Raw genomic sequence first — 25,357 nt, 5'->3', positions numbered from 1 at the left:
GAAGATGAATAAAACTAAAACGGTTGATGAGGCCATTGATTTAATCAAACCCGATTCAAGTATCATGATTTCAGGCTTTTTAGGTGTTGGATCACCAATTCGCTTAATCGATAAGTTAGCAGAGCATAAAGAGATTAACGATTTAACGTTAATCATGTCTGTGGCGTCATATCCCGGTAAAATTCACGATATTGAGTCACTTTTTATTAACAAACAAGTCAAAAAATATATTGGAGCTCACGTAGGGACATCACGTGAATTAAGTCGTCAATATTTAAATAATGAAGTGGAGATTGAATTTTGTCCAATGGGTACGCTGGCAGAAAGAATCCATGCCGGTGGAGCTGGCTTGGGTGCTGTTGTTACACCTGTGGGCGTTGGAACACAACAAGAAGAAGACCACGACGTGATGGAAATTGATGGCAAAAAGTATTTAGTTTACCGACCTTTAAAAGCGGATTATGCACTAATTAGAGGGTTTAGAGCGGATAAAGAAGGCAATATCCAGTCACGTGGCACGTCTAAATCAGCTGTCTTACAAATGGCTTTAGCGGGAAAAACAGTCATTGCAGAAGTGAACGAGATTGTTGAAGTGGGCGACATTGCACCTGATGATGTGGAAGTTCCAGGTCCGTTAGTTGATTATATTGTTCAAGGGGACACATTAGTAGAAGCGAAAGAATACTTTAATGAGTTATGGTCTAGTACAAATCAATTAAAAGTGGAGGTAGAATAATGAGCCCGAAAGAAATTATTTCACGTCGTATTGCACAAGAATTTACTAATAATTCAGTTATCAATTTGGGATTTGGGATTCCCAATGCTGCTGCCAACTATATTCCTGAAGGCGTTAATGTTTTTCTGCAAGCTGAAAATGGGGCATTAAGCTTTGGTCCAACACCAACAGCGGAAGACTCTGATCCGGATTTAGGTAATTCAGGTGGTGCCCCAATTACCTTATTACCTGGTGCATCAACGTTTGATATGTTGACATCATTCGCTATTATTCGTGGTGGACATGTCGATATGACTGTTTTAGGTGCTTTGGAAGTGGCAGAAAATGGCGACATTGCAAACTGGCTAATTCCTGGTGTGTTGACACCTGGTATGGGTGGTGCAATGGATTTACTAGTAGGTGCTAATAAAGTAGTCGCATCATTACAGCATACTGATAAGAAAGGTAATTCTAAAATTTTAAAACAGTGTACACTGCCTTTATCAGCTGCTGGTGTCGTTGATTTAATTATTACGAATTTAGCTGTTTTTGAAGTGGTTGAGGGGGGTCTGTTATTAACGGAAACTGCTCCTGGTGTGACTGTTGATGAAGTTCTTGAAAAAACAGAAGCTACTGTGATTGTATCAGATGATGTCAAAGAGATGACGTTGTAATTTAGGTCGTATTTTAATGGGAGGTACACCTCCCATTTGATTAAGTGATTAAACAGAGAGATTACTTTTTCATCAGTTTTAATCAATCAATTTAAACTAGTTTGTTTATCTAATTCCCTTATTTTTTATCTATACAATTATGTCATGACTACAAGAACTCAATTATATAAGGCTTTTTAGGCTTGAAAATTCAAGGAATTAGAGGCTATTAGTTTTACTTAAAGCATGTATTACTTTTATTATATTGTAAGCATTTACAAAATAACGTAGATTGATAAGTGAGGTTTGCGCAACCAAGTATTTTGATTTACGCAAAAAAGAGGCATGTAATTGTCGACAAATTACAACTTCTTTTGTGAATTATTAGTGACACATTTGTAAGTAATATAAGTTGTAGTAGTAGGATGATACATTATCGATTTTTCAATAGAAAATTTGACTAATGGTTAGTTGGGATAGTAAAAAATTAATATAAATTTATGATAAGCCAGGTGGGTTACCACATTTATCATATAACTGAAAAGGGAGAAGGCTATGAATAATTATGTGACAAAAAAGAGAATTAGTAATCCTCTATTGAGTGGTATTATTTCGTTTATTTTACTTGTTGTGATTGCATCAGTAGGTTGGATTATTTGGTCAAATTTTTGGAAGTTCATCATTTTAGCAATTGGTGGTAGCAGTATTACCAGTTTAAGTCCAGAGATTCAAGGACATTTTTTAAAGGAATCAGTTGAAGGAACTTTTTTCTGGATGGTGATCTCAACATGGGTATGGTTAACCTTAAATTTAGGTAACTTTGGCAAATATGCTAAGACAACGAAACAGCCTCAAGCAGGAATTCGTTACACGTTAATGGCATTTTTAATTGGGCTTATTGGATTTAGTTTATTTGTAACGTTAATGGGCATTTGGTGGGAGCCGTTTAACTGGCAAACATTGTTTAGACCTGCAAACGAAGCACAAGCACTATTAGCAATTAAAGGCTGGGCAGCGATTAACTTCTTTGCCTTATCGGTAATTTTAGCTCAAATTCCAATTGTTAGTTTGTTTGGCAAGTATCCATTTAGTAAATACAGCAAGGATTCATTCTCTGTGGCTTTTGGCACATTATGTTTAGGTTTGTTTTTAGCTATGTTTAACTGGGTAGCTTTCATTATGCCAAGTTTTATGTCACTTGAAATGGGTGGCGCAGCGATTACATCAGCACCGTTTGGTGGGTGGCCAACAGCATTAGCTTGGTGTCAATTATTTATCTTCTTCTTCTTAATTCCAGCAGAAGGTGGCGAGATGTATCCACAAAAACTGATTACGGCAAAACAACCATGGTCTGGTTTTGTTGGTTTAGCGATTGCTTTAGCTGGTGCATTTATCTTCTTGCCAATTTTAAGAAATCTATTAACACCATTAGCAGAATCGACAGGAATTGCGCCTGATTTGGCAGTCGCATCATTCACATTAACGATTATTAACGTCATGTTAACATGGCACCATCATTTTGATGATTATCCAAATAAAGAGATTATGCCATCTACATTAGGACGTGTGTTATCACAATTTGCAGTTGTTTTAGTTGTGGGATCTGTTTTAGGAATTCTGTGGATTAAGATGGTTCATATTTGGCCATTTGGTGCAAATGATTTAGGTTTAGGTCATCCTATGTTAGGATTAATGGGTGGACAATTTGTTTACATGATGCCAATGTTATTTATGAATACATTCTTTGATAAATGGCCAATGGCAAAAAGTGAGAAAGTATCAAATGATTAAATAGTTTGAGTAGAAAGATTACGTGTAATCTTTCTATTTCGCTATATTATCAGAAAGAAGGATATGGAATGAAAAACATTACTGAGTTACTAGGTACGGAATACCCAATTATTCAAGGAGCGATGGCTAAAATTGCCATGCACCAATTAGTTGGTGCAGTATCAGAAGCAGGTGGTTTAGGTGTGATTGCTTCTGGTGGGATGTCACCAGAACAGTTACGTGAAGAAATCCGATTAGTTCGTGAGATGACAGATAAACCATTTGGTGTTAACTTAATGTTGATGATGGAACGCTGTGATGAGTTAGTTGATGTTGTTATTGAAACCGGTGTAAAAATCGTAACGACCGGTGCCGGAACGCCAAAACGTTTCATGCCAAAATTGAAAGAAGCTGGCGTGATTGTGATGCCAGTTGTTCCTAATGTAAAATTAGCGAAAAAGATGGAAGAACTAGGTGTGGATGCAGTGATTGCTGAAGGTATGGAAGCTGGCGGTCATATTGGTGAGGTCTCAACGTTTCCTTTAGTGGCAGCTGTGACTAAAGCTGTTAATATTCCGGTAATTGCTGCTGGGGGTATTTCAGACGGCCGTGGCGTGATGGCAGCATTCGCTTTAGGGGCAAAAGGTGTTCAAATGGGGACAGTCTACTTAGCATCAGAAGAATGTCCGATTTCTCAAGCCTATAAAGATAAAGTCGTTGAATCAATTGAAACATCAACGGTTGTGACTGGCCGTAAATTCGGTGCTCCTGTTCGAACGATTCGTAATCAAATGACGGATACGTATTTAAAGCTAGAAGAAGGTCATGTTGAGCGTGATGAATTAGAAAAATTAACGATTGGTTCTTTATGGAAAGCTGTTAAAGAGGGCGATGTTGAAAATGGCTCATTAATGGCAGGTCAAGTTATGGGGAATATTGAACGTATCCGTAGCGTACAAGAAATCCAAGACGATATTATCAAAGAAATTCAAGAAATGACGTTAGACGTTTTGTAAAAAATACAAGTGTATGCAAAAAAAGCGACAGACAATTAAGTCAGTCGCTTTTTTTTGTAATGATTTTGTGAGTGATTAGTTTGTTTTTTCAGTTAGTTCATCTTCAGTTAACCACATATGATTCTTAACGCTATCACCACCAGTTGTTGGCGTGTAATCAACAGCATAAGCAACACCAGTAACAATATCATCAATTGTTGCTTTGGCACCTTTCATACCATCCATATGCGTAGCTTTAAGTGTGACTTGATCACCTTTTTGGACTATGTCATTTGTATCGGCTAAGTCTTCTTGGGCGACCCATTTATGGTTTTTAACTTCTTTACCACCAGTTGTTGGTTCATAGCTGACTTTATAAAGTGTCGTATCATAAGCACCCACGACTTTAGCATCTGCCCCTTTCATGCCACTCATGTGGTCCGCTGTTATGATGACTGAACTACCGACGGGAAATTTAGGGTTTTCTGCCACTACCATATTCTCTGGAATCGTAGCTTCGTGATTCATACCTGCCATATCAGACATTTGACTGCTACTTGTTGCTACTGTTTCACTTGATATATTTGTTGATTGACTGGATTCGTTCATACTATTGGACGAATTAGACTGTGAACCGCAAGCACTTAATGTTAATAATGTACCTAAGCTGAGACTCATTAGTGCAATACTTTTTTTCATAATCTATTACCTCCATTTTAATTATGTAACAGGCAAATAGTTTTTTAACATACCTATCACTATACGTATAACGTACTATTTATAGCTTAAACAGTCAATTCAATCGAATAAAAAGACTAAATATTAACTAAATGTTAATTAATTTTAAAAGTAGCTAAGCTTGACTAAATATTGATAACTATCTATATTATATATAGATGATTATCAATGTAAGGAGGAGTAATTAGTGGATTACGATAAGATGTCGATTGGTTTGAAAGCGATGGCTGATCCAAACCGTATGAAAATTATTGATTTATTATCAAATGGTAGTTTGTGCGCGTGCGACGTGTTAGCTCATTTTAATTTTACACAGCCGACGCTATCGCATCATATGAAAGTGTTAGAACGAGCAGGAATTATTATGGTAGATAAAAAAGGTCAGTGGCATCATTACCAGTTACGAGCAGATTTTGTAGCTGATTGTTTACGTAGTATGCATCAACTTTTGACTGGTAAAGATAATGAATGACTCTTGTCGTTTACTAAAAAAGAGAGTGTAAAGTGGTTCAAATTAGCGATTAAAACTGATACATCTAGAGTAAGAATTTAATCAAACGAATAAAGGAGATTAGTAGTCAATGACAAATGCATTAGAGATAAAGGGGCTAAAAAAAGTATACGCTACGGGCGTTGAAGCTTTACGAGGCATTGATTTAACGGTTAAGGAAGGTGATTTTTACGCACTTTTAGGACCAAATGGTGCCGGAAAATCAACGACGATTGGTATTATTACCTCTCTAGTTAATAAAACATCTGGGACGGTCAAAGTATTTGGTTATGACCTAGACCATGAGTTAGTTCAAGCCAAACAACAAATAGGCTTAGTTCCCCAGGAATTTAATTTTAATCCATTTGAAACAGTGCAACAAATTGTGGTGAATCAGGCAGGGTATTATGGGGTGTCACGTCAAGAAGCTATTAAGCGTAGTGAAAAGTATTTAAAACAATCCAATCTCTGGGAAAAACGTCACGTGCGAGCACGGATGTTGTCTGGAGGTATGAAACGACGATTAATGATTGCGAGAGCCTTGATGCATGAGCCACGATTGTTAATTTTAGACGAGCCAACAGCTGGTGTTGATATTGAATTGCGCCGTGAAATGTGGGATTTTTTGCGTGAATTAAATAACGAAGGTACAACGATTATTTTAACCACACATTATCTAGAAGAAGCAGAGATGTTATGTCGTAATATTGGGATTATCCAATCGGGTGAGCTAATTGAAGATACGAGTATGAAAACCTTACTATCTAAATTACAATATGAAACATTTATTTTTGATTTAGAAATAATTGGCGAAAAGCCAACGATTGAAGGTTATACGCATATTTTTGAAGATGACCTCACATTAGCGGTCGAAGTCGAGCGTAATCAAGGTGTGAATGCCTTATTTACTCAGTTGAGTGAACAGGGAGTGAAAGTATTGTCGATGCGGAATAAGTCTAATCGACTAGAAGAATTATTTTTAAAAATAACAGAAGACAATCAATAAGTGGAGGAGAATTATGTTTAATCTTTATTTTACTGCATTAAAAAGTTTAGCGGTGAAGGAGACACATCGCTATTTAAGAATCTGGGTACAAACTTTGGTCCCACCAGTTATCACAACATCATTATATTTTGTGATTTTCGGAAAAATGATAGGGAGTCGTATTGGAGACATGGGTGGTTTTTCTTATATGGAATTTATCGTGCCTGGTCTTATTATGATGTCTGCTATCACGAGCTCTTACTCTAACGTATCCTCATCATTTTTCTCGCAAAAGTTTCAAAAAAACATTGAAGAATTACTTGTTGCACCCGTACCAACACATGTCATTATCTGGGGATTTGTCATTGGTGGATTAGGACGGAGTCTATTAGTTGGAACTTTGGTGACGATTATTTCATTATTTTTCGTGCCACTACATGTCTATTCATGGGGTATCGTCGTCATGACATTACTGATGACGGCTATATTATTTTCACTAGCTGGTTTAATAAATGGAATTTTTGCTCAGTCTTATGATGACGTCTCGATTGTACCGACATTTGTCTTACAACCATTGACTTATCTAGGTGGAGTATTTTACGCTATTTCGATGTTGCCGCCATTTTGGCAAGCTGTTTCAAAAGTCAATCCAATTGTGTATATGATTTCTGGATTCCGCTACGGGTTCTTAGGTATGCCCGATGTGCCGATTATGGTATCTATCGCAATTCTCGTTTTATTTATCGTGGTTCTTTACAGTATCTGTTGGTACTTAATTGAAACGGGTAAAGGATTAAGAAGCTAATCGAATGTCGTTACAGTGAAGCAAAGTAAGTCTGAATAAATAAAAAAATAAATAATTGTCAAGTGAAAAACTTGATAAATTAGCGTTTTGTTAATTAAAACAAAAGGAATTTAATTTTTTTTTAATAAAACTATTTACATTGTTATTTAAATGTAGTAAATTATAAGTGTTAAGTAAAAAAGTAGAAAATCAAGGACTTAAGAAAGGAGCATGACAGATGTTAAACATTATGCAAAGAACAACTCAAATTATTTTAGGCAATATTTTATTTTCATTAACTGAATCATCTCACTCCTTTCAAGGTATCGTTGATATTTAATCACTAACGATGGTTTCTTTTTGTACCCATGTACGCCAAGATACCCGTATGTTAATTTTTAAAAGATAACAAGCCTATAAATTGCGGAGCTGTGAGGTTCAGTAGTTTATGGGCTTTTTTGTGCGCTTTTTTACGAAACAACCAAGCGAAATGTGCTTGTTAAAGAGAAAGTAGGGAATTTTAATTATGTTAAAAAGTTTTTGGTTATATATAAAAAAACATCCTGTCGTGTATTTGACGGCAACTATTTTTGCTGTTTTGTCGTCAATGTTAACGTTGATCCCCAATTATTTGATTCAAAAATTTGTGGATGGGATTGTTTATGACACGTTAGTTAGTCAGACGTTATGGCAGTATTTATTGATTTTTTTAGTTAGTATTTTAGTGACATATATTGTGGATGTGACTTGGTTAATTCTATTATTTGGTCAGTCTTATCGTTATCAAACTGAGTTGCGCTATAAATTGTACAAAAAATTAGTCAATTTACGGACACCATTTTATGAGCGATTTCGTTCGGGTGATTTAATGACTCGAATGACTAGTGATGTTGATTATCTTGGGGCAACCATTGGCTATGGATTTATGTTGATTATTTCAAATGTCACTTGGGCGATTAGTATTCTAGCGATTATGATAATCACTACGTCATGGCAAGCATCATTGGTCAGTATCGTTCCTTTAGTTATCTTTGGTTATTTAGTATTTCTTTTGTGGAGTAAAATCGATGTCCTTTATGAAGAAAATCGTGACATGGTTGCAAAATTGAGTAACGAAGTTTTAGAAGTCGTTGACGGTGTACGGGTTATCAGAGCTTATGGTAAAAAAACTTTGGAACAAACACGTTTTGAAACAAAAACCGATGATGTCTTGAAAAAAACGAATCGTTTGGTTCGTTATAACGGTACGGTTGTCGAAATGGCGAAGTTTTTAACTGGACTGAGTATGGCGATTGGTTTGACGTATAGTGGTTATTTGATTAGCCAAGGTACTATGACTATTGGGCAGTTAATTGCCTTTCAAATTTACTTGGGAATGTTGAGCGGTACCGTTTGGGGACTATCAGATATTGTTTTAAGCTATCAACAAGGAGATGTATCATTTAGAAAAATTAATGAACTATTACAGGCAGATGATCAAGTGGAAAAAAATGGGACAGTACCAGTTACAAGCATTGATCAATTAGCTTTCAATGACTATTCATTTCAGTACCCAACAACTGATACTCCTATCTTGAAGAAGGTATCATTTGAGCTGAATCGTGGAGATACATTAGGGATTGTCGGAAAGACAGGTAGTGGTAAAACAACGCTTATTCGTCAGTTATTACGTCAATACCCACTAAATGAAGACGGCGCTATATTGCTAAATGGGCGATCGCTAAATGATTATGACATTAAGCAGGTCGAGCAATTGATAGGCTATGTTCCACAAGAACATATTCTGTTCTCAAAAACCATTGGGCATAATATTCGTTTTGGGAAACGATTGGCGACTGATCAAGAGATGGACGCGGCCATTGATTCTGCTGATTTTACGAAAGATATCAAGCGGATGAGCGAAGGATTACAGACATTAATCGGTGAAAAAGGAGTCTCAATTTCTGGTGGACAAAAGCAACGGGTTTCAATTGCACGTGCTTTGTTGCGCCAACCGGAAATATTGATTCTAGACGACTCTCTGTCAGCAGTCGATGCGAAAACCGAACGTGCGATTATTGATAATATTCAAGAGATTCGTAATGACAAAACAACGATTATTGTGACTCACAGATTATCTGCAGTTGCACAAGCTGACCATGTCGTTGTATTGGATAACGGTCAAATTACCGAATCAGGAACACCGGATGATTTAATGGCAGCGAAAGGCTGGTATTATGAGCAATACATGACACAACAAATGGAGGTGAGCGAAGATGAAAGTATTTAAGCGTTTAATTTCTTATTTTCGTTATGAACCCACATTTTATATTGGTGGGATTCTTTTATCAATGGTCTCAGCTGGAGCGGCAATTTACGCTCCATTAATCGGTAGACAATTAATTGATTACATTACGGTTCAATTAAATACACAATCAACAATCGCTTTTAGCGTGTTGATACAAAAATTTGGTTTCTTTATGCTAATGACATTGATTAGTACAGGGTGTGGGTATATCAGTTATGTCTTATTAGCCTATGCATCCAATGGTGTCAGCAAACGTATACGTGATGAAGCCTATGAACATATGCAGACATTACCGATTTCTTATTTCGATGACAAACCTGCGGGGAAAATTTCGGCTCGAATCGTTAATGATGTCGAGTTAGTCCGCACTAATTTTTATATGAATTTTAGTAATATGGTGATTATCAATGTATTAACTGTTATGGCTGTCTATGTGGCACTAATGATTGTTAGTCCGACCATTGGTTTTTCACTATTAGTACTTTTACCATTTTTTGTCGTTTGGCAAATTTTATATGTCCGTAAAGCCACACCAATTAACAAAAAATGGCGTGAAACTGTGAGTGAGTTAAATAGCCAAACGGCTGAAATTGTACAAGGCGTCTCGATTGTTCAACTTTACCAACAACAAGATGCGATGCTAGATGAATTTGAAAAGACGAATCAAGACTGGTTAAACATGCGTTTGAAAGGTATTCGTCTAGATGCGATATTATCATGGGATTTTTCGACACTTATTAAAAACTTAGTAATGTTTGCAGTGCTGACGTATCTTGGTACGCAATTTGTCGATGGCGTATTAGGTTATTCGATTGGTACCATCTACGTCATTATTAACTATATCTCAAGTTTATTTGATCCGATTTTAAATCTTGTCCGCGGTATGACGAACTTACAACAGGCGATGTCAGGTGCGAGAAGGGTTTTTGAATTGCTAGATGAACCATCCGAAAAAGATAGTGACAACCCTCTTGAATTTATTGAAGGAACAGTTGCCTTTAATCATGTTTCATTTGGTTATGATCCTGAAAAGCCTGTGCTAAAAGACATTCATTTTACAGCTAGAAAAGGTGAAACAATTGGTCTTGTCGGCCACACTGGTTCAGGAAAGAGTTCAATTATTAACTTACTCTTTCGTTTTTACGATCCACAACAAGGTCAGGTGCTGATTGACGGGCAAGAACTATCAGAGCGCAATCGGGAAAGTATTCGCGATAAAATGGGGATTGTATTGCAAGAACCCTATTTATTTAGTGGGACTATTGCAAGTAATATCAGTATGAATGATCCTAGCATTACAGATGAAATGGTGACCGAAGCATTAATCAAAGTCGGTGGGCAGTCGCTTCTTGAAAAATTACCATTAGGTATCCATGAACCAGTTGTCGAAAAAGGACAATCGTTGTCTTCTGGTGAACGTCAATTGATTGCATTTGCAAGAACACTCGCAAGTGACCCAAATATCTTAATCTTAGATGAGGCAACATCGCATATTGATACTCAAACTGAGGAGATTATTCAGCATGCAATGGAGGTTGTAAAAGAAGGAAGAACAACCTTTATTGTGGCTCACCGTCTATCAACGATTCAAAATGCTGATCAAATTATAGTTTTAGAAAATGGTGAAATTGTTGAACAAGGTAAGCACCATGACTTAATTCAGTTAGATCGTTATTATGCTGAAATGTATCAATTACAGTCTAAAGTAAGTGTAGGTTAAAATTTATAATTAATTGTGCGAATAATTTGAATGGAGTCACTCATTGAGTAAAAGTCATAATTGCTGAATAGCTTCTATTAGACCTGTTCTTTATGAAGAAATTCACCATAAAAATAAGAGTTGTTATTACCTTAAAAAGACCGATAAAAGTAATTAAAACCTAATTATAAGATATAATTGAATTTTATATCTAATAGTGTTAGAATTCTTTTTGGAAGAAAAGGCCTGTTCGCATTATTCAGCGGCGGCAACAAAAAGAATACCAACAAACGGTATGAACTTTATTGGGGGATAAAATGGAAATTAAGATTATTGGTTTAGGTAAAATGGGGTTAAATTTAGTTGCGAATTTAAAGTCACATGGCCATGAGGTTATTTGTTTTGATATTAATGAAACAGCTAGACTCGAAGCTACTAACTTAGGTGCAACAGCAACGCCTTCTTTAGAAGAATTATTTACAGCGGGATCAGCTAAACCAGCAGTTTATTGGTCAATGTTACCTTCTGGGAAAATTACTGAAGACATGATGGTCACTTGTCATAGTCAGTTAAATACAGGTGATATCTTAATTGATGGTGGAAACTCGAAATTTGCGGATAGTATTCATCATTACCATTACTTAAAAGAAAAAGGTATCCATTTCTTAGATGTTGGGACATCTGGTGGGATGAGTGGTGCAAGAAATGGTGCTTGTATGATGATTGGTGGTGACCAAGCAATCTTTACACAAATTGAGCAGTTATTTAGTGATTTATGTGTCGAAAATGGTTACTTATACTGTGGTGAAGCTGGTAGTGGACATTATTTAAAAATGGTTCATAACGGTATTGAGTATGGTATGATGCAAGCTATTGGTGAAGGTTTTAATTTACTCCACCACTCACGTTTTGATTATGATTTAGAACAAGTTGCACGCGTCTTTAATAATGGGTCTGTTGTTCGTAGTTGGTTAATGGAATTGACAGAAAACGCATTACGTGAAAACCCAACAATGGAAGGTATCAGTGGGCAAGTTCCATCTTCTGGTGAAGGGAAATGGACTGTTGAGGAGATGCTCGAGATGCAACAATCAGCTCCTGTCATTACACAATCTTTATTAACACGATATGCCTCAATGGATACTGAAAAATATGGTGAAAAAGTGATTGCTTCTTTAAGAAATCAATTTGGCGGTCATGTTATTCCAAAGGGCTAGATGGTTGTGATTAGTAACGACTATAATAATAAAAAACAATAAAATAGGCACTAAACTATTGAAGACTGGTACAAAGGTGTATTAGCTGGCAATAGTTTAGTGTTTTTTGTCTATTTTAAAAGCCTCAATTTAAGTTAGTTTCTTTTTACCAAGTATCTAGCTAGGCATTTATGTGTTACGTGCTTCCTAATTAATGATAAAATCGCTATAACACATTAGTTAAAGAAAATGAAGGGATGTGTGAAGCGATGTTACTCTTGAAAAATTGTCGGCTAGAAACTGTCTTCGAACGGTTCAATCAGCAGGTTGTCCAGACTAAGACGGAAACATTTGATGTACTGATTGAAGATGGCATCATCCGTCACATTGCGAAAGAGATTCAATCAGCAAGTGGGATGACAGTTGTTGAAGGTAGTGGACAGTTGCTACTACCTGCTATGCGCGAGATGCATATTCATATTGATAAAACGTATTTTGGCGATAGATGGCAGGCACCACGTCCAATGACTAAAGGAATCTTTACACGCTTTGAAGAAGAAAGTGAATTATTACCGCGTCAACTAGCGACGGCTAGTGACCGAGCACATGCAGTTGTGCAACATTATATCAAAAATGGTCATCGTCATATTAGAAGTCATTGTAACGTTGATCCGTATATCGGGACAAAACACATTGAAATAACTCGTGAAGTTCTCGATTCCTATCACAATCAACTGACCTATGATATTGTGGCTTTTCCGCAACATGGATTGCTTCGTTCCAATGTTTTACCATTAATGAAACAGGCAATGACGATGGGTGCTACGCATGTTGGGGGAGTTGACCCATCAACTGTGGATAAACATGTGGATAACTCTTTATCGGCGATTTTTGATTTGGCTGTCGAGTTTGATGCAGGCGTGGATGTTCATCTCCATAATAGAGACACGCTCGGTGCCTATGAATTTAGGAAGATGATGGATTACACGCATCAAACGGGTAAAGAAGGGCAAGTGACGATTAGTCACGCTATGGCCTTAGGAGATTTGACTGGCGAAGCATTGATAAAAACAATGGTAGGATTGGTTCAAGCTGGGATTGATGTGACTACAACAATTCCTTTAGGCCTTGACCGTCAAACCATGCCAGTATTCGAGTTGACTAATCACAATGTCGGAGTATCACTTGGTCACGATAGTCTAATTGATCATTGGTCGCCATTTGGGACAGGGAGTACAATTGAGAAAATGAATACGTTAGCGGAACGCTTTGGTATTAGTGATGAGTACCGTTTAAGTCGTATTTGGCGTTATGCCACGAATCACCTGATGCCATTAGATGATTCTGGTGAACGGGTTTGGCCAAAAGTTGGTGACCGGGCAGATATGATTTTAGTTGATGCAATAACATCAGCACACGCGATTGCGCGTAAAAGACCAATAACCAAAACGATTTTAAATGGGCAACTAGTCTTTGAAGCAACTGAAAGAATCGAGGTGGGTGAGTAATGAAGCAACAACGATTAGATAATGTTGCCTTTGAATTAGCACATGAACGTGATGAATTTGGTTTGATGCAGCCTGTAACTGATTTATTTTCAATTGTCATTGATAGCCAAGGAAAAGTGACATCGATTCAGTTAATGGCAGAGCAACGGTCTTTAGATTTTACTGGTGAAGTGCACGATTTACAAGGAGCTTTGGCGACACCGACGTTAAAAGATATGCATAATCATTTGGATAAAACATATATGACATTAGGGTGGCGTGCTAGTTTGCCCGTTAATAATTTGAAAGAACGTTTAGCAGCTGAAGCGACGGAGTTACCCCTGTTAGCAGCCTCTACTAAAGAACGTGCCGGTCAGATGATTGATACTTTGATGCATCGTGGCGTTAGTCACATTCGGACACATGTGAATATAGATCCATATATTGGTTTGAAGAATCTAGAGGGTGTGTTAGCTGCAATTGAGTCTTACCGAGACGTTATGACATTTGATATTGTGGCTTTTCCACAACATGGCTTATTGCGAGATGGGATGCCGGAATTAATGCGAGAGGCTTTACGTTCTGGTGCGACAATGGTCGGTGGTTTGGACCCAGGAGGGATTGATTTTGCCGTCGAGCGGTCACTTGATACGATAATGGACTTGGCGACAGCCTTTGACGTGGATGTTGATATTCATTTACATGATCGTGGTCGTTTAGGCACGTATACTTATGTGACATGGCTAGATTTGGTAGAAGAAAATAAGTACCAAGGGCGGAGTGCAATCAGTCATGGTTTTGCATTAGGCGACGTGTCTCTAGCTGAACAAAATGAGTTGATTAAGCGTATGTTTGAGCAACAAGTCACTTTGATGTCGACTATCCCGATAGGGCAGAAAAAAGCTCTGCCACCAATTGATAAATTACGCGCAGCTAATGCTAATGTATTCTTAGGTTGTGATGGTTTCTTTGATTCTTGGAGTTCATATGTTTCTAGTGATTTACTTGGAAAAGCAGCTAATTTTTGTCAATTAACAGGTAAAATGACGGAAGTTGATATTAGCCGCACGATTGATCTAGTTACAGGTGGATGCAAGGTTTACCAAGATAATCAAGAACCTTGGTTAAAAGTTGGCGAAAAAGCTAATTTATTATTGACGGAGAGTACCTCTACGGCAGAGTTAATTGCGCGTCAACCACAAAAACGTACAGTGATCTTAAATGGTCAGTGGGTTAAACCGGTTATCAAATCATATTAGCAAGCAGATAATAACCACCTGTCAGTGGATAGGTGGTTTTATGTCGTTAAAATTTGTCTGATAGCTGTACCTACTAAAAAATAATCGTTAATTGTGAATAAAATGGCGGAATAATCGTTTATAATTTCAATAATATATGGTTTGTTAGACAAAATAATGAAATTAATATAGAAAATAGCGCGAATAATCTTGTCAAGCTACTCATGATACGGTATCTTTAAGTTATTATTTTTTTAAGTTAGAAAGTTTAGGGGATTATTTTTATGGGTGTAAATAAACGCAACAGTCAGTTAATTATTTTATGTGGATTGGCTGTCTGTATCAATGTTGTTTTGGGGTCAATTGTGACCATCACTGGTGTACCACTTTTATTTTTAGATGCTTTGGGGACCATCTTTATTTCTATTAACTTTAATTTGATGTATGGCGTGATGACCGGGTTATGTACGAATCTTGTCTTGACTATTTTTTTTGGTCCGCTAGCTTTACCATTTGCTTTAGTTAATATGACAGTAGCAGTTGTTGCTAATTTATGTACACGAAACGATACACGCTTAACTTATTCAAAAGCTATACTGGTTGGAATTGCCTTAGCTCTAGTTGGGTCGTTAGTGAGTGGACCAATTCGTTTGTGGCTTTATGGAGGATTTCGAGGTATCACGCCGACGCTAACAAACGTTTTAGTTGTGACATTAAAAGCATCAGGTCTTAAATTATTAAATGCCGCTTATTGGGGTGCGGTTTCTGATAGCTTTTTTGACAAGATTATTTCTTGTCTAATTGTTTTTTGGCTGAGTCGCTTACCAGTCATTCATAAAAAAGTTACTTTTTTAAATCAAAAAGGGAGAGATTATCATGAATGGACAAGCCAGAATCGTTGATATTTTACTTCGTTTATTAAATGGTGAGTGCCTAACTAAAGCAGAGTTAATGGGAGATTATCAAAAACAAGATAGTACGATTCAACGTGATATGGCGATTATCGAAGATGCTCTACAAAGCCATCTGGAACTATCATCCAGTTCTCTCGGAATCTTAAATCGGGAAAATAAAGGACAATACTATTTAGAGCAGGAAAAAGTTTCAACCGAGTTAACCGATACAGAATTATTAGCAATTGTTAAAATTCTTTGTTCGGTAAGAATTTTTAATAAGGAAGAAAGTGACCAAATTATTGAAAAACTTGTGACGCTTGCAGATGATCCTAAACAAATTCAGGAATCTATAAAAAATGAACGATTTTATTATCAAGGAATTATTGATGAGGGATTATTGGCGCGGATTGAATTTGTTCAAGATGCGATTGTTAATCGGCGAAAAATTGAGTTTAGCTATACAAAAAACAATACAACTGTGACGTTTCAACGTATCCCGACAGCAATTTATTTTGCGGATTTGTATTTTTTTATGCTTTCGGCTTCGCACACTGCACAAGACGATGTCGATTTAAGCATGTTAAATAAGTTTAGAATTAATAATATGGTCAATCCTAAAATCATTTCATCGCATAATAAAACGCAATACCGTGATAAATTTGAAGCAGGTATTTTAAGAAACCAGACAGTTTTACCATTTTTAGGGAATCCAACGACGATTGTTCTAGATTTTTATTATGATCCAGCTTATGTGCTAGATCGTTTTCCAGAATCAAAAATAATTCAAGTCAATGAGGATGGAAGTGTCCGAATAAAAATTAAGGGGAATGATGGGTATGGTGTTAAAATGTGGGCTTTAGGTCAAGGAGACATGGTAAAAGTGATTGCCCCACAGGAACTAAAGGATTATATTACTCAAAACATGTTGCGAACACTTAAATATTATGACATTGACTTGAAAGAGGATTGAGAAGGGATTTTTCGGGGGAGAAACTGTCTACCCTTAAAAATGAGACATAGGTGACGAATAAAACGTTATCTATGTCTATTTTTATGGTTTTCTTAGTTTCATCTAAAAAAATCGTCGCGTCCCTTTAATGTTTTTTGCTAAGCGGTTTTTATGTAAAAGACATCATAGACAGTATAGCAAAATATCTATTCATAATATGACTAGATAAGCAGTTGCCAAAAAAAAATTAAAGATAACAATTGATTTTTATAGTTATCTTTTTAGCTCATTATGGGAAGTCTCCAAATTTATTCGAAAGTATAATTAAGTAGTCATATTAAGACTGGCTACTTAGTTATACTTTATTTAGATTGTGATATGCAAAGTGATTAGATTCAATTGTGCAAGAATAAGGAGAGATAGTGAGTGAAAAAAAGTTACGTTATAATGAGTTTAGCCAGTTTAGTTATTTTATCTGCTTGTCAGAGGACGCAACAGGTAACGCAGACATCAGCTACTAGCACCCAATCACAAACCAAAAAACATATGAATCAAACTAGCCAGAGCACTCCAAATCAAACAATAGCAAGTACGTCGGTTACGTCTGAAGCAAAGCAAGCAGATTTGTGGAATGAGGCAAAAGCAACTAAGCTACAGCGATTCATGGTCGATTGGGGAAATGATATGGGCCAAACATACAAAGAGTATACCCCAGATCATAGTGTGAATTATTATGGGATTCAATTACCTGAACGTTTAATAAATGGCGACGTTCCACTATTAGTGGATAAGCAAACTGTACCTGTTCAGTGGTCGGAAACAGGAAATGATGGGACTGGTTATCAATTAGTCGCAGTGTATGCAGATGTTGAAACAGCTAATGGACCTGACCTCCATTGCTATTTGTTTACGATATATAATGGGCAACCGGTAGTACTAATTGGCCAACATAAAGGTTACTATCAATATGGTACGTTGGATACGAAAGAAACTGAAAATGTGACATTAAAAGCCGGATTTGCACAGATAGTCGATCAACAACGCCAGACAACGAATAAAACCAAAGAAACTAAAGAAATATCCATCAATAAACTGACATATGAAGAAGCAAAAAGCCTAGTCTCAAAAGAAATTATGCCGTTTGATGACAATCCTGGTCATTTGGTAACCGAAACTCCTGACTACCCATTTACTAAAGGTGGTCATGCTATTGAGTTAATGAATGGGGGCATGATTTTACGCCAACTTACTGGTGCAAGAGGTTTTGAAGAATATACTTTGACACCTAATGCCGATGGGACAGTCCGTATTGTCTGGGAAACGTCAACAATTAATCAAAACCAACGAGTAGGTGTTGCTGTTGCGAAAGATGTGACGGTTAAACGATAAGTTGTTGTAATCACAGCAACAAGCTCAACTCAACTACTTAAACTAGATAGTTAGTTATTTTTGAACTTAGTGAGGGGGAATTTGTTATACTATAGTCAATAAACTAGAACGAAAAGGAGAGGGTTTTTATTCAAAAACAATTAGAAATGAAAGTGGCGCTATCGACTCTTACATTCACAAATGAAGAAATTGAGTGGTTGATGGAACAGATTGGGTCAGAAGAACCGACGATTCGTGACAATTTAGTTTTTACGTTATTAGGACGGGGGTTATCTGAAGGCGCTTTAACCCAGGAACAATTTGCTTATGTATCCACACAAAGTATGGCCAAAGATTTGATTCGTTACCGCTTGGATACCAAACTACCAGCAACGTTGACAAGGAGTTTTACTGCGTTACTAAATGGCTTCATCGTTCAAGTAGACGGATCGGAGCAGTCACCCTATCACCATCTGCTAATGCCAGAGGTACGTGATTATTTTTGGCTATCTGCTAGTCAATACCTTTATCAAGAAACCGATAGAACGGGGTACTCTCCTCAATATGGGTGGGTTCATGCATTTGCTCACGCTGGTGATTATTTAAGTAAAGTAGTAGGACATGATTTATTTAATCAGTCATTCATGCCTGACGTACTTGATAGTTTGACGTTCGTTATAACAAGTAGTCGCCAACCATTTACTGATGGGAAAGGTCGTCGCTTAGCTCAGGCACTTGTAACAGGGTTAATTCAAGAAAAACTTACACAAGAGCAGTTGGCTCAGTGGATACAATCACACTATTTTGCGCTGGAAGAACTGTCAGATTTTTATCAATTGGCTTTGTTTGAAGATATGCTGGCTTATGTTTATTTTCATACGTTAGATACGCTTGTATTAACGGATGATTTACAAACGGCATTATTAGGCTATCTTAAAAAGTATTGAGAAAAAGAATCATTTGAATAACTAAAAAAAGCCCTTAGCAATTTGCTAAGGGCTTAAAAAGGAGTTGTTCTATTTACTTTGGAGGAGTAAATAAAATGAAAAAAGTTTGTTAGGGTTATTTGTTGGTATGCTTATATACTACGTTTAAAATGTGACCAAATTATGATAAACCTTGTTTGTTTTTATGAAAGTTGGTTTTAACATGATAAGTTAAGCGTCAATGCAACAAAGTGAGTAAAAGTTGCAACAAATCGAAAAATAGTTATGTTTGACAGTATGACTTGGTATTCTATAGTCACAGGAGGGAAGTATCTTATGAAAGTTAATTATCAATGGAATCAAGACATGTCAAAAAATGAAATTGACATTATTAGTCACCCGGCTAATGAATTGCTATTAAGCCGCTTGAAACAATCAGTCACACAACATTTATTGTCAGTCATTGACCCTCGTAATAATCGGACCGTCATGCTGAATGTTACAGATATTGAAGTTATTGAGACACTTGGACACCTCAGTTTTATAATAACTCGTACGGGTGAATCGTATCATTATCAAAAAAGACTAAAGGATTTAACCTATCTTGAAGCATACAATCTAGTCAGAATTAACCAATCGACTATTTTAAATTTGGACGAACTAGTTAGTTTCACTGTTGAGCAACATGCTAGATTAGAAGTTTGCACCAAAAATGGGAACCAATACATTGTCAGCCGCCACTACGCTAAAAAAATTAAGGAGAGATTATCATGATGACCACATTAAAAAACAATTTTATGCAAGCAACAGTAGGAAGTACACTTTGGATAACGCTAATAATTAGTTTTCGTCAGTTAAACGAAGACATTCCCTTTCATTTTGTTTGGAATATCTTAGGAATCGGTTTACTCTTTGGCTTAGTTTTTGGTATTATTTATCCCTACTTATGGGAATATTCAACCTTTAAAGCACGTATTAATATTCTAATCAGTACGATTGCTAACGTAGCATGTGGGTTTCTAGGTGTAAGATTGTACTCGGTTGAGATGTTTGATTTCATTGCTCCATACTGGATAGGAGTTATTGGTGTGACACTAATCGGTCATATCATCGGTTTTTATTTTTACTCTAATTATAAAAACAAACAATTGAAAAAAGAATTAAATCAGTTGATTTAAATGGAAAACCGCCAATCTAACATGAGATGTTAGATTGGCGGTTTTTATTAGTCCTTTTACCCATGAAAGCATAAAATGAGTGTCAAAAAGCGTTAATCTTTCTGCAATTTTTGCATTAATTTCTCAATCACTTCTATGGTTTCTTCTGGTAAAGCATTATAACCAGCCATGTCCGTTTTCATTTGATTTAAAAAATCCAAACGATTCATCATGGCTTTTGAGAGTCTATTAATATAATCAGTATTTTCAAAATCAGGAAGATGACCAGCTACTGGTAAATAAGCGATATCTGCTAATGGCCCAAAACTCTTAAAAGTAGCTTTTTTAGTGACTATTTTTTCAATACTTTCTAGTGTTTGAGCAGGGGTCACTTTTTCTCCTCTAAAATAACCTGTATTTAAAATATAGCAGTCTGTCTCCCCAACATCAAATAAGTTTTTGAAATCTTGATAATCTTCATTTAATGCGTAACATCTAAATGGGTTAGCAAATGGTTCAACGACCAATTTATTCATATCCTCACTGGATACAATATTTTCAGCAGTCGAACGTTTTGTTGCTAGCGTTAATCCAAAGATGGAAGCTAAGATAGGGTTGTTGATTTTAAGAATAGGTGGGAAGCTATCATCTTTCATAATCCAAAATACGCTATCAATTTTTTCAGTCAAATGATCTTCTCTATTTGGGATAATAAAGCGAGACTTAATTGCTCGGCCGTTGCCGTTTCTAATATCTTCAGTCACAAGAACTTTATTACTATCTTTGTCAAGGGTCACACCTACATTTTGACAAGTTAAAAAGTATTTAATACTGTTATCTAACATGGGATAATCTTGTGTTTTATCAAAGTAGCTAGGCTCTAGCGCCGTTGTAGCACCAGTAGTTTTTTCAATAATAAAAGCGTCATCATGTAATACTTTCATATTAAATTTATTGTCGTGATTGGAAAGAGTAATTGTTGATTTACCAGAACCTGACAAACCAAATACTGCCATAGTATATTTCTCTCCGTCCAAATCATATTGTTTAACACCTCCATGACAGGCAATAAAATTATTCCGATGTGCAGCAGCCCAAGCCAAGGTCAATGTCGCTTTTTTTAATTCACCAAAGTAACGTAAACCAAGAATAGCTGCTACGTTATGCGTTGGATCAAATAGAGCGAGTCCATGTGGAAAATCTGGATGACTCCAGTCAGGGTCAGCATAGAGATAAATATCTCCCTCATCATAGCTTTTTGATAAACGATATAAATTTTGATATTTTTCAGTGAGTATTTGAAAATTAAGTAAATAAGAGTAAAAATTATTTTCAAAACCTTGTGAAATCATTAAGTGCGTTTTAATCATAAATGATTCGTCTAAGCCAACTAATGCCGTTCCGTGATAAAATTGTTTATAACGTCCTTGATAAATAGCTTCTCTTAAAATACCACTAAAATAGTCCGAATCAATACCTGGTTGCCCAATGATTCTTCTCGCAGCAGCCGTCCTTCCAAATACTTTTCCATCATTAAATACGAGAACTTTGGCATCATCTGGTAAACCCATTTCTTTAGCTTTAAAAAGTGGTATATCTGTTTTTATGGTTCCAGGAGAGTCAGAAGCTAGCTCATAAGCTTTCTTTAATTCAGTGACTTTTGAAACATTGTTTCCATAAAAGGCTGTTTCAATGATAGTTTTAAAATTAGAGAAGACAGGATTATTTTTTCTTATGTCATTAATATCAAACCGCTCAATACTACTCATCTGAATCACTCCATTTACTATTTTTATAAAATAAGCTTAGCATATTTATAACCAAACATGTATAATATCATCCACATATTTTCGACTATTGTGTTCTTTTGGTGTTTTTAAGTTTAATAGTTAGTGGAAATTAGAAAATACGCTAGCAGTATAGAAAAAAATTAGCTGATGAGCCAAATAAAATTAACCTGTGAATGGAGAGGCTAATGAAGTGGATATGAAAAGAGTAAGTATTCAAGGATTTTTATAGTAAGAGATTTTTATTTGTGTTTGTTATCATAATGAACTAAACCGTTCTTAAATAATGTCTATTTGGATAAAATAAAGTATAAATGGTATCAGACTTATTAGGCAACATCCATGCTATAATTGTTTTGTTATTATAGGTATATAGGTTGAAGTGAGGATTAGGTTATGAAAAAAATCGAAAGAGAGATAATAAAATTATGAGTTATATAGATGAAAATAAAGAAGCTTGGGAAGATGCCTTTCGACAAAGAAAAAGTGGCTGGGGAAATGATGTTCCTACAAATTTAAAAAACAAATCTGATTATTATGTAGAACCTTGTATAAAAAAGGTATTAGATGAAATGGATTTGTCAAATAAAAAAATAGCCCAGTTCTGTTGCAATAATGGGCGAGAGTTATTATCAATATCTAAGCATTACGGCATTGAAGGAACAGGATTCGATATTGCAGAAAATCTAATCCAGCAAGGAGTCGAAAATGCTAGTATATTAAATCTGCCCTGCAATTTTGTTGTAACAGATATCCTTAAAATAGACGGAAAATATGAAGGAGTATATGATGTAATATTATTTACAGTTGGTGCAATCACATGGTTTGAGGAACTTAATGATTTATTCCGTATGGTGTCAAAATGTTTAAAAAAAGATGGAATAATGATTTTACATGACTATCATCCTATTATGAACATGTTGCCATTACCTTATGAGGCAGAGTATCATGCAGAAAATCTAACTTTTCTTGAAAATAAATATTTTTCAGATGAACCATGGATTGAAAATTCTGGAATGGCGTATATTTCTGGTGAGTATAATTCAAAAACATTTACAAGTTTTTCTCACTCTATTTCAAAAATTATAAATGCCATTGTTACATCTGGAATGGAAATTAAGCTATTTGAAGAATTCAACTATGATGTTGGATTATCTGATGTGTATAATAATAAAGGATTACCCTTATCGATATTATTACTTGCGAGTTTAAATCGAAAAGATTTGATTTGAGAGTTAGAGAGGAAAAAATATGTTATCTAAAGAACAACAAGATAAATTAAAAGAAATGTTATTAACTCCAATTAGAGTTGATAAACTTGCCACATCAATTAAAAAAGTTGGTAATACAATGATAAGTCCTCAAATATACAAAGGTGTAGCTGACCCTGATATGTCTGATTTATCAATTACTTTTTATGAAATCATTTATAAAGATATTTTACCTGAAAATCATAACATTGAAAATAAAGTATTAGGAGAACTCGATGAGAAGAAGGATTTTAATATAAATGCATTTGCAGATTCTTCTTTTGCTGGTGATACAATGAATTCGTTTAACACAATTGCTGGAGAAATAATTAAGGAATTGTCAATTGGTGGCGAATTAATAAAAAAACATTATTATATGCCCAATGATTCAGAAGGGCGACTACGATTGATATTGGATAGTAACGCTAAAGCTTGCCATAAAGCGTTATTTCGTAAATATTATGATTTATACCATAGTTTAGCTAATTTTTGGATAATACCTATGGAGATGGGAAGAAAGAGTGCAAAAAAGTTTTTATAGATAATGTGTCGTTTGACACACGCGATTATATGGAAGAATTTTTAAGTGTAATTAAGAATAATTGGGATGATTTGAAAAAACAACAATTATACAGTTTATATTTTAAAAATTTTGATGATTACAGTAAATTTATAGAAAAACATCTTATTACTGAAACTGGTCAAAATGGTTCACGAAATGAAAAGGACGCTACTGTTATTGTTTCAGGAATGATAAGTACAATTGAAAATAGAGCTGAACAATTATCAAAATCAAAATATGCTGAACAATTGTGGAACTTATTGAACAATATTTCAACTGATAATTCCGATATATAATAGAATGTGAGTTTAGCAATGGCTTAAATGTCTCTACAAAAATGTGTCTAAGATATTGACCTAGATGATCCATAGTAAAAAACATAAAAATTAGTTTGAGAGAGATAAGACAGTCTAAAGGAATGATTCAGCAAGAGTTAGCTGACAAAGCAAATTTAAGTTTACCGTTTATAAGTTTTATTGAGAATGGGAAAAGAATCCCGTCTTTAGAATCTTTTATTGTTATACTAGAAGTATTTGATATGTCGCTAAGTGAGTTTTTCTTACCTTACTCTCAAGATAGTGATGATGAGGAATTGTTAGAGTTATTGGTGTTATTACAGAAGTCGCCTCATAAAGATGAGTATATTGGGTTGTTTTTAGAAATGTTGAAGTTGTCATAGGGACTATAAAATTAGAAATAATTAGTAATATGGAGGAGAGTCAGTGATAATTATTGGGGATTTTGAGTATATGGATGAGGAGCAAGTAATTGAAAGTTTCAGAGATTTATTGAAACCAAAATATAATTCAGGTGATTTCGGTGATTATTCTAGAATGGATAGTATTGAATTTTCAGCAATAATGGGGTGGTTAAACGAAAATAATTTTGTTGTAAGGGAATTTTCCAATGCAATTCAACGAAAAATGTCGCTAGAATCATTTGGCTCAGATACTATTAGAAGCTATATACAAAGTAAAAACCCAGGATTGTCAAAAGTTGCTTGGAGTGATAGAAGAGCACTAATAGATACTTTAACAATTGAACGAAAGTATGGCGATTCATCTTTTGTTGTAGAAGATGGAATTGATGATATTATGAAAGAAATAGCAATGGGAACTGGTTCATTTGATGGTCAGAGCAAAGAGAATAAATTAGCTAACTTAAATAATTGTGTAGAGTATTTATTGAAAGATAAAAAAAGTTTAGAAAAGTTGAAAGTCATATCTTCTATGATTTCCTAAATGAATTTGATGTAATAAAATTTAGAAAAGAAACACATGTATTTAGACACCATGATAGAGAAGCAATAGTCTCTAGGAATGGGTGGAGTGAAAGAAAAAAAGATTTTTATATCAGAATGGGTATTATTATTGTAACAGAAGTGTATTTCAATACTGAATCTGATGAAAATATCTTTTAATAAAA

Annotated in this window: 25 protein-coding genes; 23 read left to right on the top strand and 2 right to left on the bottom strand. The window is 35.4% G+C overall.

The features are described 5' to 3' along the window. Positions 1-4 precede the first annotated feature (4 nt). From BW732_RS04645 to BW732_RS04630, 4 genes are all read left to right on the top strand, one after another. Positions 5-736: a CoA transferase subunit A gene (locus BW732_RS04645; RefSeq protein ID WP_077275687.1), complete on the top strand. Its 732-nt coding sequence runs from the start codon at positions 5-7 to the stop codon at positions 734-736. Next, entirely contained in the window at positions 736-1,389 is a 654-nt protein-coding gene (locus BW732_RS04640) for a 3-oxoacid CoA-transferase subunit B (protein ID WP_077275686.1), read from the top strand. The genes BW732_RS04645 and BW732_RS04640 overlap by 1 nt, the downstream gene beginning before the upstream one ends. A gap of 534 nt (positions 1,390-1,923) precedes the next feature. Next, on the top strand, positions 1,924-3,159 hold the full coding sequence (locus BW732_RS04635) for a hypothetical protein (protein ID WP_077275685.1): 1,236 nt from the start codon (positions 1,924-1,926) through the stop codon (positions 3,157-3,159). Between the two features lie 68 nt (positions 3,160-3,227). Then, positions 3,228-4,154, top strand: a complete 927-nt coding sequence (locus BW732_RS04630; RefSeq protein ID WP_077275684.1) for an NAD(P)H-dependent flavin oxidoreductase — start codon at positions 3,228-3,230, stop codon at positions 4,152-4,154. 75 nt (positions 4,155-4,229) lie between these two features. Here the strand turns inward: BW732_RS04630 and BW732_RS04625 are convergent, their stop codons facing one another. Continuing rightward, positions 4,230-4,832: a YdhK family protein gene (locus BW732_RS04625; RefSeq protein WP_077275683.1), complete on the bottom strand. Its 603-nt coding sequence runs from the start codon at positions 4,830-4,832 to the stop codon at positions 4,230-4,232. Between the two features lie 226 nt (positions 4,833-5,058). Between BW732_RS04625 and BW732_RS04620 the strand changes: the two genes are divergently transcribed. The 14 genes from BW732_RS04620 to BW732_RS04555 all read left to right on the top strand — a co-directional run bounded on the left by BW732_RS04620 (position 5,059) and on the right by BW732_RS04555 (position 20,354). Further along, positions 5,059-5,343: an ArsR/SmtB family transcription factor gene (locus tag BW732_RS04620; RefSeq protein ID WP_077275682.1), complete on the top strand. Its 285-nt coding sequence runs from the start codon at positions 5,059-5,061 to the stop codon at positions 5,341-5,343. 109 nt (positions 5,344-5,452) lie between these two features. Further along, positions 5,453-6,367 (top strand): ABC transporter ATP-binding protein, encoded by a 915-nt coding sequence (locus BW732_RS04615; RefSeq protein ID WP_077275681.1) that lies wholly within the window; start codon positions 5,453-5,455, stop codon positions 6,365-6,367. Positions 6,368-6,380: 13 nt separating this feature from the next. After that, positions 6,381-7,151: an ABC transporter permease gene (locus BW732_RS04610; protein WP_077275680.1), complete on the top strand. Its 771-nt coding sequence runs from the start codon at positions 6,381-6,383 to the stop codon at positions 7,149-7,151. A gap of 505 nt (positions 7,152-7,656) precedes the next feature. After that, the gene (locus tag BW732_RS04605; RefSeq protein WP_077275679.1) at positions 7,657-9,399 is read left to right on the top strand and encodes an ABC transporter ATP-binding protein; all 1,743 of its coding nucleotides are present in this window, start codon (positions 7,657-7,659) and stop codon (positions 9,397-9,399) included. Beyond that, positions 9,386-11,137, top strand: a complete 1,752-nt coding sequence (locus BW732_RS04600; protein WP_077275678.1) for an ABC transporter ATP-binding protein — start codon at positions 9,386-9,388, stop codon at positions 11,135-11,137. Before BW732_RS04605 ends, BW732_RS04600 begins: the two co-directional genes overlap by 14 nt. 296 nt (positions 11,138-11,433) lie before the next feature. After that, a complete protein-coding gene (gene gnd, locus BW732_RS04595; RefSeq protein ID WP_077275677.1) occupies positions 11,434-12,333 on the top strand; it encodes a phosphogluconate dehydrogenase (NAD(+)-dependent, decarboxylating) in 900 nt (299 codons plus the stop codon). Between the two features lie 248 nt (positions 12,334-12,581). Beyond that, positions 12,582-13,820 carry an amidohydrolase gene (locus BW732_RS04590; RefSeq protein ID WP_237301600.1) on the top strand — a complete coding sequence of 413 codons (1,239 nt, stop codon included), beginning with the start codon at positions 12,582-12,584 and terminating at the stop codon, positions 13,818-13,820. Further along, positions 13,820-15,058: an amidohydrolase family protein gene (locus tag BW732_RS04585; RefSeq protein ID WP_077275675.1), complete on the top strand. Its 1,239-nt coding sequence runs from the start codon at positions 13,820-13,822 to the stop codon at positions 15,056-15,058. The genes BW732_RS04590 and BW732_RS04585 overlap by 1 nt, the downstream gene beginning before the upstream one ends. Positions 15,059-15,321: 263 nt before the next feature. After that, on the top strand, positions 15,322-15,939 hold the full coding sequence (locus BW732_RS04580) for a hypothetical protein (protein ID WP_179946102.1): 618 nt from the start codon (positions 15,322-15,324) through the stop codon (positions 15,937-15,939). Further along, entirely contained in the window at positions 15,914-16,903 is a 990-nt protein-coding gene (locus BW732_RS04575) for a helix-turn-helix transcriptional regulator (protein WP_077275674.1), read from the top strand. The genes BW732_RS04580 and BW732_RS04575 overlap by 26 nt, the downstream gene beginning before the upstream one ends. Positions 16,904-17,308: 405 nt before the next feature. Continuing rightward, positions 17,309-18,271, top strand: coding sequence for a DUF4767 domain-containing protein (locus BW732_RS04570; protein ID WP_077275673.1), 963 nt, complete (start codon positions 17,309-17,311; stop codon positions 18,269-18,271). Positions 18,272-18,471: 200 nt separating this feature from the next. Then, complete coding sequence (locus tag BW732_RS04565; RefSeq protein ID WP_161485515.1) at positions 18,472-19,197, top strand: DUF2785 domain-containing protein; 726 nt, start codon at positions 18,472-18,474, stop codon at positions 19,195-19,197. A 315-nt stretch (positions 19,198-19,512) separates the two neighbouring features. Beyond that, positions 19,513-19,950, top strand: a complete 438-nt coding sequence (locus tag BW732_RS04560) for a LytTR family DNA-binding domain-containing protein (RefSeq protein WP_161485514.1) — start codon at positions 19,513-19,515, stop codon at positions 19,948-19,950. Next, on the top strand, positions 19,947-20,354 hold the full coding sequence (locus tag BW732_RS04555) for a hypothetical protein (RefSeq protein WP_077275670.1): 408 nt from the start codon (positions 19,947-19,949) through the stop codon (positions 20,352-20,354). The genes BW732_RS04560 and BW732_RS04555 overlap by 4 nt, the downstream gene beginning before the upstream one ends. Before the next feature lie 92 nt (positions 20,355-20,446). On the opposite strand, the gene BW732_RS04550 is transcribed toward BW732_RS04555, so the two are convergent. Then, positions 20,447-22,102, bottom strand: a complete 1,656-nt coding sequence (locus BW732_RS04550) for a phosphoenolpyruvate carboxykinase (ATP) (protein ID WP_077275669.1) — start codon at positions 22,100-22,102, stop codon at positions 20,447-20,449. 446 nt (positions 22,103-22,548) lie between these two features. Here BW732_RS04550 and BW732_RS04545 point away from each other — a divergent pair, with 446 nt between their 5' ends. From BW732_RS04545 to BW732_RS04530, 5 genes are all read left to right on the top strand, one after another. Next, the gene (locus tag BW732_RS04545) at positions 22,549-23,352 is read left to right on the top strand and encodes an SAM-dependent methyltransferase (RefSeq protein ID WP_077275668.1); all 804 of its coding nucleotides are present in this window, start codon (positions 22,549-22,551) and stop codon (positions 23,350-23,352) included. A 19-nt stretch (positions 23,353-23,371) separates the two neighbouring features. Continuing rightward, entirely contained in the window at positions 23,372-23,911 is a 540-nt protein-coding gene (locus tag BW732_RS11570; RefSeq protein ID WP_228414976.1) for a hypothetical protein, read from the top strand. 29 nt (positions 23,912-23,940) lie between these two features. Further along, the gene (locus tag BW732_RS11565) at positions 23,941-24,228 is read left to right on the top strand and encodes a hypothetical protein (RefSeq protein WP_228414975.1); all 288 of its coding nucleotides are present in this window, start codon (positions 23,941-23,943) and stop codon (positions 24,226-24,228) included. Between the two features lie 122 nt (positions 24,229-24,350). Further along, entirely contained in the window at positions 24,351-24,611 is a 261-nt protein-coding gene (locus tag BW732_RS04535; protein WP_077275667.1) for a helix-turn-helix domain-containing protein, read from the top strand. Positions 24,612-24,654: 43 nt separating this feature from the next. Continuing rightward, entirely contained in the window at positions 24,655-25,173 is a 519-nt protein-coding gene (locus BW732_RS04530) for a hypothetical protein (RefSeq protein ID WP_077275666.1), read from the top strand. Positions 25,174-25,357 lie beyond the last annotated feature (184 nt).

The sequence above is a fragment of the Vagococcus penaei genome, from assembly GCF_001998885.1.
GTDB lineage: Bacteria > Bacillota > Bacilli > Lactobacillales > Vagococcaceae > Vagococcus > Vagococcus penaei.
This window is presented reverse-complemented; position numbering and strand designations above follow the sequence as displayed.